The organism is Billgrantia tianxiuensis (assembly GCF_009834345.1).
Lineage (GTDB): Bacteria > Pseudomonadota > Gammaproteobacteria > Pseudomonadales > Halomonadaceae > Halomonas > Halomonas tianxiuensis.
Window position 1 is genome coordinate 2,196,904 of record NZ_CP035042.1, and the last position, 13,931, is coordinate 2,210,834.

13 protein-coding genes are annotated in these 13,931 nt (G+C 59.6%); 12 read left to right on the forward strand and 1 reads right to left on the reverse strand.

Annotated features, from left to right (window positions below):
• The first annotated feature begins 569 nt into the window (after nucleotides 1–569).
• The 6 genes from EKK97_RS10255 to EKK97_RS10280 all read left to right on the forward strand — a co-directional run bounded on the left by EKK97_RS10255 (nucleotide 570) and on the right by EKK97_RS10280 (nucleotide 6,055).
• Complete coding sequence (locus EKK97_RS10255) at nucleotides 570–1,187, forward strand: hypothetical protein (protein ID WP_159551641.1); 618 nt, start codon at nucleotides 570–572, stop codon at nucleotides 1,185–1,187.
• Between the two features lie 12 nt (nucleotides 1,188–1,199).
• Complete coding sequence (locus tag EKK97_RS10260) at nucleotides 1,200–2,636, forward strand: DUF4123 domain-containing protein (RefSeq protein WP_159551643.1); 1,437 nt, start codon at nucleotides 1,200–1,202, stop codon at nucleotides 2,634–2,636.
• On the forward strand, nucleotides 2,629–4,047 hold the full coding sequence (locus EKK97_RS10265) for a hypothetical protein (RefSeq protein ID WP_159551645.1): 1,419 nt from the start codon (nucleotides 2,629–2,631) through the stop codon (nucleotides 4,045–4,047). Before EKK97_RS10260 ends, EKK97_RS10265 begins: the two co-directional genes overlap by 8 nt.
• Nucleotides 4,044–4,829: a hypothetical protein gene (locus tag EKK97_RS10270; protein WP_159551647.1), complete on the forward strand. Its 786-nt coding sequence runs from the start codon at nucleotides 4,044–4,046 to the stop codon at nucleotides 4,827–4,829. Before EKK97_RS10265 ends, EKK97_RS10270 begins: the two co-directional genes overlap by 4 nt.
• Nucleotides 4,830–4,845: 16 nt before the next feature.
• Nucleotides 4,846–5,619 (forward strand): hypothetical protein, encoded by a 774-nt coding sequence (locus EKK97_RS10275; RefSeq protein ID WP_159551649.1) that lies wholly within the window; start codon nucleotides 4,846–4,848, stop codon nucleotides 5,617–5,619.
• A gap of 130 nt (nucleotides 5,620–5,749) precedes the next feature.
• On the forward strand, nucleotides 5,750–6,055 hold the full coding sequence (locus EKK97_RS10280) for an MTH1187 family thiamine-binding protein (RefSeq protein WP_086511966.1): 306 nt from the start codon (nucleotides 5,750–5,752) through the stop codon (nucleotides 6,053–6,055).
• Between the two features lie 5 nt (nucleotides 6,056–6,060).
• Here the strand turns inward: EKK97_RS10280 and EKK97_RS10285 are convergent, their stop codons facing one another.
• Nucleotides 6,061–6,996, reverse strand: coding sequence for a LysR family transcriptional regulator ArgP (locus EKK97_RS10285; RefSeq protein ID WP_159551651.1), 936 nt, complete (start codon nucleotides 6,994–6,996; stop codon nucleotides 6,061–6,063).
• A 94-nt stretch (nucleotides 6,997–7,090) separates the two neighbouring features.
• On the opposite strand from EKK97_RS10285, the gene EKK97_RS10290 reads away from it, so the two are divergent.
• From EKK97_RS10290 to EKK97_RS10315, 6 genes are all read left to right on the forward strand, one after another.
• Nucleotides 7,091–7,699, forward strand: coding sequence for a LysE/ArgO family amino acid transporter (locus EKK97_RS10290; protein ID WP_159551653.1), 609 nt, complete (start codon nucleotides 7,091–7,093; stop codon nucleotides 7,697–7,699).
• A 268-nt stretch (nucleotides 7,700–7,967) separates the two neighbouring features.
• Nucleotides 7,968–9,068, forward strand: coding sequence for a 4-hydroxyphenylpyruvate dioxygenase (gene hppD, locus EKK97_RS10295; RefSeq protein ID WP_159551655.1), 1,101 nt, complete (start codon nucleotides 7,968–7,970; stop codon nucleotides 9,066–9,068).
• A gap of 164 nt (nucleotides 9,069–9,232) precedes the next feature.
• Nucleotides 9,233–10,693, forward strand: a complete 1,461-nt coding sequence (locus tag EKK97_RS10300) for a sodium-dependent transporter (RefSeq protein ID WP_159551657.1) — start codon at nucleotides 9,233–9,235, stop codon at nucleotides 10,691–10,693.
• 138 nt (nucleotides 10,694–10,831) lie between these two features.
• Nucleotides 10,832–11,206: a septal ring lytic transglycosylase RlpA family protein gene (locus tag EKK97_RS10305; RefSeq protein ID WP_234286324.1), complete on the forward strand. Its 375-nt coding sequence runs from the start codon at nucleotides 10,832–10,834 to the stop codon at nucleotides 11,204–11,206.
• Nucleotides 11,207–11,285: 79 nt separating this feature from the next.
• Nucleotides 11,286–12,974, forward strand: coding sequence for an ATP-binding protein (locus tag EKK97_RS10310; RefSeq protein WP_159551661.1), 1,689 nt, complete (start codon nucleotides 11,286–11,288; stop codon nucleotides 12,972–12,974).
• Between the two features lie 39 nt (nucleotides 12,975–13,013).
• Nucleotides 13,014–13,772, forward strand: coding sequence for a response regulator (locus EKK97_RS10315; protein ID WP_234286323.1), 759 nt, complete (start codon nucleotides 13,014–13,016; stop codon nucleotides 13,770–13,772).
• The last annotated feature ends 159 nt before the right edge of the window (nucleotides 13,773–13,931 follow it).

Sequence of the window (13,931 nt, forward strand, 5' to 3'; positions counted from 1 at the left end):
CTGGCTGGTGCCGCCTATCTGATGACTCCGGCGGGACAGCGCACCACGGCTTCCTTGGGTGAGGCTGTGGCCGACGGTGCCGGTAGTGCCATCGATAGTATTGTCAACCTGTTTTCGGGAAAAAAGACAGAAGAGCAAAGCGAATCAGTGCCTGTCGCCGGCACGACCACCACGACGAGGCCATGTGATGGTCCTCATGGGGGAAGGATACAGGTGCAAGGTTATGTGCCACGCATCGATCCTCATCCATTAGAGCTATCTTGGCCGTGGAACCGTGAATGTGTACCTCCGTTACGGCCAGAAGGGCTGAGCGCTGTATCGGGGGTTTTACTTCCACAGGTTGCGGCGATTTCCTATGAGTCTGCAGGTTATCGTGGCCAGGCTTTTTCCAAGATGAGTAAACACATACGAGACTCTCCTTCAGAGGGGTTTCTTGCAGGGCATAGGGTTGGGTGGGGTATTCATCCTGCGACAAGGCAAGCTGTGCGTAATCTTAGAGCAGGGCCGGATGCACCCCGTGTGGACCTAGAGGTCCACCGGGGACGTGCATTCGGTGTTAGGTGATTATAATGATAGAAATGTTTTTAGATGACCCTAAATTTCCTTTTTTTGACTACTACTGTGATGCAGATAGCTATATTCGCGCGCAAAGATACTGGCTACTTCTTCTGAGATCACTTCCTCAGTACAGCGAAGGCGAGTGGGCTCCTGTGATGCGCCCTGTTGATGTCAAGGATGACCAGAGTTCTGGGCTTGTCTTTTGGATAAGGAATGCGGTGGATAAGAAAGAGATCATTCTTCATACGGGTAGCTTCGAAGGATTTGTCCACCAGTATATGGTTGATAATGGTGGGTATACAGACGAGGAAGTCGAGCAGTTTGCCAAGGATTTTAATTATCATCCAAGCGAGGCGGAGAAACGTGGCCTAACGTGGGATGAGGCAGAAAAAGATGCTCGATTGATGTATGAGGATTTTCTTGTCTGGGTTGAGGATGCGATTTATTTTCACCATGATGCTAGCCATCCAGAAGGAGGGGTGGAAGTTCCCGTGGAGCGTTTGATCCTGACCTCAGAAATTTCGGAGAGAGCGGAGCCTCTTGCCACTCGGGCGCTGGAGCTTTTTCTTCAGAAGGGGCCGGCGAAAGAGCGTGTGAATCGAGTTTTTTCTTCTGATCCGCAGGCTTAAGGCTGCTTACTGATGGAACATGCGATCTGGGGCCATGAGGCGACCCCACGAGGTGGCGCCACAAACGAGTATGGCCCCTGGATGGGACGTTGTTTCTTTCGTCAGTGGTTGGAAAAACCCTCTGGCAGCGATCCCTTTGCCGAGCCCAGCTTCAAGGATTACTCCTGCCATGCCGCCGTGTGGACTAGCTCCCGGGCGGGCTTTCTCGACGTGGTGACGCGCTATCTCGAGACGCAGGGCTATGTCCTTACCTGGGACGAGGACGTGCTGCCGGTCGTGCAGTGGATGACCCAGTATGGCTACCATGCCGATGCGCTGACGCTATCGCCCCGGGTCGGCCCTGAACATCTCTTGGAGATGGGAGATTTCACACGTATCGATGAATGCGGCATGCCCATCCAGGAAACCTGGCTGGGCATTGAAGACATTGCCGAGGTGGAACCCTTGGATGCCCAGTTTGGCGTCCACCCCATGAAGCATGTGCCAGACACGCTTCGTGAGCCACTGTTCGGCCAGCCAGTACCGACCGATGAGGAAGTCGAGCGGGCGGGTGGCGATACCACCAAGGTACCGCCAGTCAGAACGTTTGCTCTTCTCGATGCGGCAAAGGGACAGTGGTTGCAGGAGCGGATCGAGGAGTCTGGGCTTCCATTCCGCTGTTTGTTCACGGGCAAGGCCGGGGAGGAACTCAAGGCGGTGGCGCCTTATCTCGTCGAACTGGCCGAAGAGAACGATTTCACCCGTCAGCTCTTCAGCCGTTCGGGCTTTCCCTCTGACCTGTGGGACAGGGAGCCCGGCATTTTCATCCGCTCACGCGGCACGCTGGAAGAGCTGTGGAAGCATTGCCGCAAGTTCACTCGGGTGCGTGACGCCCAAGGCAGATGGTTTCATTTACGATTCTGGGAAAGCCGCTACGCAGTGGCCTACTACCAAGCCATCGTGCATGACCGCGAACGCGTCCAGCATTGGTTCCTGTGTGGCGGTGCGGCTCCACTCTCCATCATGGCGGTTTGTACGCGGCGCAGGTGCGCCTGGGTGTTCGCTCCCAGCGAAGAACTCCCGCCCCAGCGGCCACGAGCCCCTTTCCTGTACGCCGAGCAAGAGCGAGAGGCATTCGTCCAGGTCAGAAAACAAGACTTCGCCTGGAAGCTGGATAAATACCTGAGCGAACGATTTTCGGACTTCTCCGCCAATCGCGATGACGAGCGGCAGGGAATTGCTATCTCCTTGATCGACGAAGCGCAGCGCTTCGGTATGGAGGTCGAGCGCGCCGTCGCCGATTTTGCCTTGGCCAGTATGATGCTGGGTCGACCACTCGCCGATGAACCGGCCCTGAAGCGCTTGCTGGATGCCAACATGAACGCACTGAACAAAGGTCAGTTGCTGCTGCGAGCCGTGCAGGAATTGAACGACGAAGAACGAAAAACGATAAGGAGCCATGATGGCTGAGTTTTCGACGACTCAGAGAGTCTGCGACCCCGTGTTGCCCTGCCAGCGCGGCAACCTCTTCCTCAACGCGCTGCCGCTCGAAGCGGACAGCCCGGTGTTGATGTGCACGGTCAACGGCAACGATACCGGTCCTTTACCGAATGGGTTGATGTACCGTCTGCCCAATAGTCTGGAGGGCACTGCCAACTCGCTCACGCTCTCCACTGGCGACAGGGACTTTACGCTGTTCGAGGAACTCGATAGCTTCCCGCGTACCCGGCCTGAGGACGTGGGCGTCTACATAGGACCCATGGAGCCCATGGATGCGGCGTCGCCGCCCCCGCCAGGTCCATCCCGAACCGAGCGGGCGTTGCATCTGCTGCGAACCTACGACATGCCCAGGGCGCTGACCCACCGCCAGGAGATCGAGACGCTCCAGCAGCGGGTGGACTTGGGTGTCGCTGACAACGACACCCATGCGGCGCTGGATTCCCTGCTGCGCCAGGTCGAAGATACTGCTCGGGAGCTGGGCTATGTCGATCCTCCTATCGGGCAAGAGGATATCTATGTCTTTGCATTGCCGAACAATTTCGCGATTCGCTTCACCGAGGGGGAGTACGACCTGGATGCCCTCTCCGAGCAACACCTGCAAAAATTCGTCATTGCCATCGCCCATGGCTTGCAGCTCATCGACGAGGCATCGGGACTTCAAGCGCTCACGGATGGAACGGATGGTGCGGTCGACTTTACCCTGAGAGGCACCAACTTAGTGCCGCTGGCCTTGGACCTGACCAATATGCTGCGGCGGGGTGAGAATCGCGCCTTCATACGAGAGGTAGCCAGGCTTGGTGGAAACGGTCGTATCAGCAAGGTATGGCGCAACGCGAATGGCACGATGATGCTCTCATTCCGCGGGCAAGCTGGCATGCGACAGTTCCTGACGGCCACGGCCTATGGGGTAGGAAACGCGAAGGTCGGCATTATCAGCACCGCCGTGCAGAACTCACAGAACTGGGCGGGCACGCTGAGTTCTGTCGGTAAGGGTGTTCCGGTAATCTCCATCGTTCTCATCGGTGCTATCGATTATGCGGAATGGCTGGCAGCACCGGAAACCGAGTCTGAATTAAGCCACTTGATCGGAACGCTAATTGTCGATATCTCCAAGGTGGGCATTTCGGTGATGGCGGGGGCAATTGCCGCAGCAGGAGCAGTGCTGTTTGGATGGTCGCTGATTGTAATTGTTTCTGCCGGTATAGGTGCTGGTATCGCTGTGGGTTTTGTATTGGATACACTCGATGAGACATGGGGAGTTACACGAAAAGTTCAAGAATTGGCGAAGGAGGTCGGGTTGGGCTTAGATGTCTTTTTGAGTCGGCGTGAGTCAGGCGAGTGGAGTGCCGACCCAGCCGTCGCGGGTGGAGGCAGTTCATGATCAAGACCTGTGGTGGAAAAACTATCTACTTGGACAATGATTTTTCAGAAAAGGGGCGGGCAGGGATTTCGGGTGCCTTAAATTTTTGTTGGATACTCTTTGCTCCATTTCTAATGGTGCCAATACAGTTGGTTTTTAAGGATTTTTTAGCCGGCCATTTTTTTCTTAATATGAGTCTGAGTTGGTGGCTGTTTTATGTAATGGTTATTATCTGTATAGGCTGCGTTCTGTTTCTGCGTATCGCGTTCTTTAAAATTCGGCACCCTATGGCATATCATTGGGGGCAGATGGTATTTGGTTGTTTTAGAGTTTTTTATATTAGTTCAATTCTCTGGTTGGTGCTGAGTAGTGTGGGGTGGTGGGCCTACATAGTAGTAGGGGTGTTGTGGGCGTTTTCTGAGGTGACAAATAGATACGAAGTGCGTCGTATTGGTAATGAAGAGATTTATCGAGTGTTCCGTAAGCGTTTTAAAATTCATCCAGAAGGCTATGTTCTCTATGATCCTCTCGTGAATATAAAAAACTTTCTCTCTAGTACTGATCGTCCAGAGTGGGTTGCTTGGAGAGATAGGTTCGAAAATTTTGGAGCGGTGATGATAATGCTTGCTGGGCCGGTGCTTTTTATTCGAAGTCATCAATATGGAGATAATTTTGAGCCTAGATTTTTGATCCTGGCTGCTGTTGCACTAGCCCTTGCTATGGCTACCCGTAGCATGACTACAGATGTCATCATCGCACAGCGAGCATTGAAGCTGAAGCAGCAAGAAGGGTTGGCTGGCTGAAGGAGTACAGGCGAGCGTGATAAAGGCTAACGATGGCGTAGATATTTATCTTGATAATAATTTTGAGGCCAATGGTAGGCCGGGCGTTTCATGGTCCTATAGTATTTTTTGGTTTTTTTTGGCTGTAAACATAATGGCCCCTATCCAAATGCATGTCGTAAGCAACTTAGGTGATCTTGATTTTTATGAGGTTGGGGTCGGCTGGTGGTCATTTGGTTTGATGATAATTATTTGTGTGGCGTGCGTTATTTTTATGTGGGTTAGCCTGTTTCGAATTCGTCAACCTATGGCGTATCACTGGGGGCAAATTATGTTCTTGTCCTTTAGGATTTTCTATATGGGGGCGTTGCTTTGGCTATCTTTGACTAATATTGGTTTGTGGGCGTATGTTGTTGTAATTTGTTTGTGGTTGTTCTCTGAATTGACAAATAAGCATGAGGTTAATGTTGTTGGGGATGAAGAGATTAGAGAGGCGTTTCGGAAAAGATTTAAGCCCCATCCAGATGGATATTTGCTTTACAATCCCATTGCCAATGTTAATTATCTGCATAAAAAAGAACGCGCGGCCTGGGTTAAGTGGAGAGACAGATTAGAAAGCTTGGGAGCTGCAGTTGTGGCGCTCATGGGACCTGTTATATTCATTAGGAGCCAGCTGTATCGAGAAAACTTTGAGCCAAGATTTCTGATTGTGGCGGGGCTGTTGTTAGCCATGGCTCTAGCTTTGCGAGGAATGACAACAGAAGTTGCCATCGCTCGCCGGGCACTGAAGTTGAAGCAACAAGAAGGGTGAGTGGGTATATCCTGAATTGCCCTGGCGAGCTGGTCACAGAAAGTTACCCAGATGCGCCCCTGTCGATTAGCGTGCTCTGCGTTACCATGGGGTGTCGTTTTGTCTGATGCTGTCAAGGGGGCTAATCATCATGCACGTCATCATCGATCTCTGCGTCGTCCCGCTGGGGGTGGGCGTGTCGGTCTCGCCGCAGATCGCCGCCTGCCAGCGGGTGATCGAGGCCTCGGGTCTCGAGCACCACATGCACGCCTACGGCACTAACATCGAGGGGCCGTGGGATGAGGTGATGGCGGTGGTCAAGCGCTGCCATGAGGTGGTGCACGAGATGGGGGCGCCGCGCATCACCACCACTATCAAGCTGGGTACGCGTACCGACCGCGAGCAGTCCATGGCCGACAAGGTGTCGAGCGTCGAGAACAAGCTACGCGGTTCGTGATTCGTTCATGCCGTGGGTAGCGGCGTGAGCCAGGCATCGCCCAGGCGCAGCAGGTGGTCGGTGAGGGCGTCGAGGAGGCGCCCGCCTTGGCGCCAGTGGTGCCAGTAGAGAGGTACGTCGATGACGAAGCCCGGTGACAGGTCGACCAGGCGGCCATCGGCTAGGTAAGGGCCGGGGTCGATCTCCTGTAGGCGTCCTTCGCTCAATTCCCTCTCGGCCTGACGCTCCGGCACCATGCCGTAGCCGAGCCCGGCTAGCGCCAGGCCGATGAAGCCCTCCGACGACGGGCACAGATGGTGGGGAAAGGGTGGCTCCACGCCATGCTGGGCCAGGTAGCGATGCTGGAGGCGGTCGTCGGGGCCGAACACGATGGCCGGTGCTCGGCGCAGCGCCTCCGGGGTTACGCCATCGGCGAAATGACGCGCCACGAAGGTGGGGCTGGCCAGGGCGCGATAGCGCATGCTGCCCAGTGGGTAACTGCGCGCGCCTTGAACCGGCGTGGGCGAGTCGCAAATGCAGCCGGCCACGTCACCGTCGCGCATGCGCTTGAGCGCCACCTCCTGATCCTCCACTACCAGATCGAACAGTACGGGATGTTCCTCGCAGAAACGTCCAATGGCCTCCGGCCACCAGGTGGCCAGGCTGTCGGCGTTGATCGCCAGGCGCAGGCGTTGCTCGCCGCTGCCGAGTGCCGGTATCTCATCCAGCAGGTCGCTCTCGAGCAGGCGCACCTGCTGGGCGTGGTTGAGCAGCTTGCGTCCCAAAGGCGTGGGGGCAAGACGTGGGCTGCGTACCAGTACCGGCTGCCCGAGACGAGCCTCGAGCAGCTTGATGCGCTGGGATATCGCCGATTGTGTCAGGCCCAGGTGGCGAGCGGCGCGCTCGAAGCCGCCCTGATCGGTGACCGCCACCAGTGCGTCGAGCAGCTTGTAGTCAAGCATTAGTAATTTTTATCCCCTAGTTGGTTTATTTGTTTCTCTTATCATTGTGGCGAGCTTAGCCTTGGCGGCATCGATTCGCCAGGGAGAAAGTGAAATGTGGTTGTCATGGCTCAATGGGCTACTGATCTGCGCCGGGTTGATCGTGGCCATCGGTGCGCAAAATGCCTTCGTCCTCCAGCAAAGCCTGCGTCGTCAGCATGCCTGGATGGTGGCGGGAGTCTGTGCCCTGTGCGACTGGCTACTGGTGGGGCTCGGGGTGTTGGGGTTGGGCGTGCTGATCGCCCAGCAGGATGCGTTGATGGAAGCTGCTCGCTGGGCCGGTGCCGCCTTCCTGGCCTGGCAGGCGTGGCTGGCGTTTCGGCGAGTCCTCGCCGGTCAGGCATTGGCGGCGGGGGGCGGCAGGGTGCAGTCGTGGCAGGCTGCCCTGGCGGCGACACTGGCCGTGACCTTGCTCAATCCCCAGGTCTATCTGGAAACCGTGGTGCTGCTCGGCGCCATCGGTGCGGTGCAGCCGAGTCCGCTGGGTTTCTTCATCGGTGCGGCAATGGCTTCCTTCGGCTGGTTCTTCGGCCTGGCGGCTGCAGCCGGGTGGTTGGCGCCAAGGCTGGCCAACCCGCGGGTGTGGCGGGCCATCGACCTGGCGATCGGTATCATCCTGGCGTGGGTGGCGTGGAGGTTGGCCAGTGGCGCCATGATGCCTTAGGCAAGCCGCCCAGAGGGTTAAGGTGTAAAGAAAGATTTACGCTCTGTCACGAAATCACACCGCACGGAGTGCCATAGCGTCGCGATCGCCTCAGGTGTAAGGATCTTCTGACACGCCGATGTGGAGTTATCCCCAGCCGGCGTTCTCAAAGACGCCGGTGGGGCGTTCCTCGGAAAAAGTACGCGCACTAGTCTGGAGTTACGCAAAGGCAGCCCGAAGGCGGCCTGACCCAATACTGCGCATAACAATGTCCAGCCCCGGAGGAAACATGAACGCCCCTGCCAAGACCGTATCTCCCATCACTCGGGACAACCCTATCGGCACCGATGGCTTCGAGTTCGTCGAGTATAGTGCGCCTACCGCCGAGGGCATCGAGGAGCTGCGCGCCCTTTTCAACCGCATGGGCTTCACTGAGACCCGCAAGCACCGCTCCAAGCAGGTTTTCCTGTTCCAGCAGGAGAACGTCAACTTCGTGCTCAACGCCGAGCCCGACAGCCATGCCGCCAAGTTCGCTGAAGTGCACGGCCCCTGTGCCTGTGCCATGGCATGGAAGGTGGCCGACGCCAAGCAGGCCTTCGAATACGCCCTGGCCCACGGTGCCGAGGCAGTGGAGAACCCGGTCGGCCCCGGTGAGGTGGGCATTCCCGCGGTGCACGGCATTGGCGGTTCGCTGCTCTACTTCGTCGACAACAAGGTCGACAGCGAAGGGCGCACCATCTACGACATCGACTTCGAGGCCATCCCCGGCCGTTCGCGCAACGACAACAGCGTGGGGCTCAAGGTGCTCGACCACCTGACCCACAACGTCGACCGTGGCCAGATGGACGTGTGGGCCGATTTCTATACCGAGATCGCCAACTTCCGCGAGAACCGCTACTTCGACATCAAGGGCAAGAAGACCGGCCTGCACTCCCGTGCCATGACTGCGCCGTGCGGCAAGATGCATATCCCGATCAACGAGTCGGCCGACGATACCTCGCAGATCGCCGAATTCCTCCGCGAGTACAACGGCGAAGGCATCCAGCACCTGGCCATGGCCACCGACGACATCTACGCCACGGTGCGCGCGCTACGTGCCAACGGTGTCACTTTCCTGTCCACGCCGGATACCTACTACGAGAAGGTCGACTCGCGCGTGCCCAACCACGAGGAGAACGTCGAGGACCTGCGCGAGCTGAGCCTGTTGATCGACGGCGGTCCGGATGAGGGTGTGCTGCTGCAGATCTTCACCGAGACCGTGATCGGCCCGATCTTCTTCGAGATCATTCAGCGCAAGGGCAACGACGGCTTCGGCGAGGGCAATTTCAAGGCCCTGTTCGAATCCATCGAGGAGGATCAGATCCGTCGCGGCGTACTCAAGGCGGATTGATCGGCAAGCGGCTCCCATCGCGCGGATGGGAGCCGCTTTTTCATACGCTTCAGGATGAAAATCCTGAGCACTTCAATTAGTACAAGAAAATGTCGTTGCAATCTCGGTGTTGCACCGGGCATATTGCTGCGTCAGTTCATAACAACGACTCCTCTGGTGACGTAATGACGACCGAGCAACAACCCCGCGCCCAGTGGCTAGGCCGCTGGGGCTTCGTGCTGGCGGCGACGGGTTCCGCCGTTGGCCTGGGCAATATCTGGAAGTTCCCCTACATGACCGGTGAGCACGGCGGCGGCGCCTTCGTGCTGGTTTACTTGGTCTGTATTCTGGCGGTGGGTGTGCCGGTCATGATGACCGAGATCGCCTTCGGCCGGCGCGGCCGAGGCAGCCCCATCGACGCGGTGCGTCGGGTGGTGACGGAGTCCGGCAGAAGCTCCGCCTGGTCGCTGCTGGGTTGGATGGCGATGCTGTGCGGCTTCATGATCCTGTCGTTCTACGTGGTGGTGGCCGGCTGGTCGTTTTCCTATCTGTGGAAGATGCTGAGCGGTGGCCTGAATGGCTCGGGTGTCGACGATATGGTGGCAATCTTCGTCGCCAACAACGAGAACCCATTCAATCTCGGCTTCTGGAGTACCCTGGTGACGCTTGCCACCATGTTGATCGTCGGCAAGGGCGTTCAGGCGGGTATCGAGAAGAGCGTGAGTTGGATGATGCCGGGCATGGTCGTCATGCTGTTGATCCTGATCGGCTACGGCGTGTTTTCCGGCGGCTTCGGCGAGGCATGGCGCTTCCTGTTCTCCTTCAACACCGGCAGCCTCTCCAGCGAGGGCATGCTGGCCGCACTGGGCCATGCCTTCTTCACTCTGTCGCTGGCTTCCGGCGCCATTCTCACCTACGGCAGCTACCTGCCGGCGGGGGCTTCGATCGGGCGCACCACGTTCAGCGTAGCGATCGCCGATACCCTGGTAGCGCTCATGGCGGGCCTGGCGATCTTTCCCATCATCTTCGCTAACGGCATGAGCCCCGAGGGCGGCCCCGGGCTGCTGTTCATGAGCTTGCCGCTGGCGTTCCAGGCCATGCCGCTGGGCACGCTGTTCGGCATCCTGTTCTTCGTCATGCTCTCGATGGCGGCGCTGACCTCGTCGATCTCCATGGTCGAGGCCACCGTCTCCTGGCTGGTGGACAACAAGGGCATCACCCGGCGTACCGCGGCGTGGGGAACGGGTATCGTGCTGTGGCTGGTGAGCACCCTGGCGATGCTGTCGTTCAACCTGGGTGCCGACTGGACCCTGGCCGGCCGTCACTTCTTCGACTGGCTCGACTACCTCACCTCGCGCTGGATGATGCCGCTCGGCGGCCTGGGCATGGTGCTGCTGGCCGGCTTCGTGCTCAAGAGCGAGAGCTTTCGCGAGGAGCTGGGCCTGGCGCCGTACTGGCATGCGTTGTGGCTGTTCATGGTGCGCTACGTGAGCCCGCTGGGCATCCTGGTGATCTTCGTCGATGCGCTGGGCATTGCACGGCTGGAGTTCGGCGTCCACTGGCCCTGGCTGCTCGCCGTGCTGGCGCTGATCACCCTGGTCGGCGAGCTGCTGAGCCCCAGGCTACGGCGCACGCTGGCTGGCTGAGCCATGGGCTTGCCCCGGCCGGGGCAAGCCGTTAATGTCGGGCCGGGTCCGCTAAGGACGTTTCATCGAGATGACAGGATGCTCTCACATACGATTTGTGGTGCCGGCCCGGTCGCACCTCGCTTGCTGCGAGGTGCATTGGCGCTTCTGATACTGCTCTTGATTGCCGGCTGTGCCGGACGCGATGGGGGCCGTGGCGAGCGGGCCTCGGTGCCATCCGGCTGGAATGGCGAGCGGGGGCAGGCTTCCTTTTATGCCGACCGCTACCATGGCCGGCGCACCGCCAGTGGCGAAACCCACGATCGCAACGCGCTGACGGCGGCGCATCGCAGCCTGCCATTCGGCACACGGGTCCGGGTGACGCGGCTGGACAACGGCCGCGAGACGGTGGTGCGTATCAATGATCGTGGACCCTTCGTGCGCGGTCGTGTCATCGATCTCTCGCGGCGTGCGGCCGAGGAACTCGGCATGCTCGGGCAGGGCGTGGCGGAGGTGCGGCTTTCGCCTGAGTGAGGACCCGGCTGCGCTGGCCAGGTGTCTCGTCCCGTCACTCATGCGACAATGACGCTTTCGCTAACGTCGAGCGCCCGTCATGTCTTCCCCGCGCAGCGAATCCATTGCCGAACTCCAGCGCCTGCGTCGTGGCCGTTCAAGGCGCGGCTGGCTGACGCGCAGCTTTCGCCTGCAGGTGATGCTGCTGGTCGGCCTGCTGCTGGCCGGCATGCTGCTCGCCCAGGGTGCCTACCTCAATCACCGCAAGGCCGAGATCATCAGCCACCAGATGGGTGAGCGGGCCCTGGCCGTGGCGCTCAGCGTCGCCAGCATCCCGGAACTGATCGCGGCCTTCGACGACCCCGACCCCAGCGCCACCATTCAGCCCATCGCCGAGCGCATCCGGCGTGAAACGGGCGCGCGCTACGTGGTGGTGGGCAATACCGAGAGCCTGCGCTATTCCCATCCGCTGCCGGAACGGCTGGGCAAGCCCATGGTCGGCGGCGACAACGATCGTGCGCTGTTGCATGGCGAATCCTACGTCTCGGAGGCGACCGGCTCGCTAGGCGAGGCGGTGCGCGGCAAGACCCCGGTCTTCGACGCCGAGGGCAACATCATCGGCATCGTCTCGGTGGGCTTCATGCTCGACCGGGTGGAACTGGCCGTGATCGAGCACACCAGCCTGGGGTGGTGGCTGGTGGCACTGATGATCGTGCTCGGCTTTGCCGGTGCCTACCTGCTTTCGCGTCACCTGAAGAGGGTGATACTGGGGCTCGAGCCCTACGAGATCGCGCGCCTGGCGATGGAGAAGGAGGCGATCCTGCAGTCGATCCACGAGGGCATCCTGGCGGTGAACCGCGAGGGGCAGATCACGCTGGTCAACCAGCAGGCGCGGCGCTTTCTCGGGCTGCCACCGGCCGAGGAGGTACTGGGGCGACCGATCCAGGAGGTGGTGCCCAATTCGCGCCTGTCCGAGGTGCTCGAGCGTGGCGAGCGCCAGTTCGACCAGGAGATGTGGCTGGGCGACCATCCCATCGTGGTCAACCGCGTACCGATCCTGCATGCCGGCGAGATTGAAGGGGCCGTATCGACGTTCCGCAGTCGTCGCGAGATCGTCAATCTCTCCAATGCCCTCAGCGCTGCCAGCCGCGACGTGGACATGCTGCGTGCACAGGCTCATGAGTACTCCAACAAGCTGTACACCATCTCTGGAATGCTGCAGCTCGACCGCATCGAGGATGCCCTGGCCCTGATCCATCAGGAGAGCGAGCGCCAGCAGGCGCAGATGACCTTCCTGATGAAGCACGTTGCAGATCCGGTGGTCAGCGGCACCTTGCTGGGCAAGCTGACCCGGGCCCGGGAGCTCAACGTGGCGCTCGAGATCGACGACCAGAGTTCGCTCTCCTCACCGCTAACCTTCACCGGCCAGGAGGTCATGATGACGGTGATCGGCAACCTGCTCGACAACGCCTGCCATGCCGCTCAGCAACGCGGGGAAGGTGGGCAGGTTCGATTGTTCTTTACCGACCTGGGCGAGCAGCTGCTGATCGAGGTGGAGGACAACGGCCCTGGCGTGCCGCCGGAGCATGTCGAGTCGATCTTCGAAGAAGGCTTCTCCACCAAGCCGGGCAAGCATCGCGGCATCGGCCTGGCGCTGGTAAGCCGACTGTGCCGGGAGAACGGTGGGGCCATCACGCTCGAGGAGAGCGAGCTGGGTGGCGCCTGCTTCACGGTAGTGCTCGACCGCTCGCTGTGTCGAACGAGCCAGCCGGTCGAGCCGTCACCGTGAGGCGAGAGGTCGGCGGCCATAATGACAACGTAAAACGCCATGGGGGAAATGATGCACGCAGCAGGCCAGACGCCTGATGAATACGGCATCCTGATCGTCGAGGACGATTTCCGGATCGCCGAGATCCACCGCGCCTTCATCGAGCAGAGCCAGGGCTTCCGCGTGGTGGGAATGGCACGCAGTGGGGCCGAGGCGCGCGAGCTGATGGTACGGCATGCCAGCGCCGTGCAACTGGTGCTGCTCGATGCCTACCTGCCCGACGTCGAGGGACTCGAGCTGCTGTGGGCGCTGCGCCGCGATCACGTGCACATCGATATCGTCATGATAACCGCGGCGCGCGAGGTGGATACCATCTCAGAAGCGCTACGCGGCGGCATCTTCGACTACTTGATCAAGCCGGTCGAGGCGGCGCGCATGGCGCAGATGTTGGCGCGTTTTCGCCGCGAGCGCGAGGCGCTGGCGGCACGCAGCGAGCTCAGCCAGGAGGAGCTCGACCGAGTGCTGGCCCGGCTGCGTCCCGAGGGGGCGACGAGCACGGCGACGCGTAGCCTGCCCAAGGGCATCGACCGCTTGACGCTGCGTGCGGTGGTGGCGGCGCTCGACAGCGCCGGCAAGCCTCTGGCCGCCATGGAAGTGGCACGCGCCATGGGGGCTAGCCGCTCGACGGCGAGGCGCTACCTGGAGTTCCTGGTATCGGTACAGGTCGTGAGCGCCGAGCTGGGCTATGGTGACGTCGGGCGGCCCGAACGGCGCTACCGGCTGGCGGGAGATGCGTCGCCCTGGTGCGAAGAGGGTTGAGAGAGGAGAGTTGAGCGAGGAGGGCTGAGAGTAGCAATACGGCCGTGAGCACAATGAACAAAATGCTCACAAAGAACACTTTGTCGTTTATGTTCAGAAACTTGTCTATGTTGTGAAGACTCCTCTAACGTTCGAGGTGTACGCCCTCGGGCGGTGACA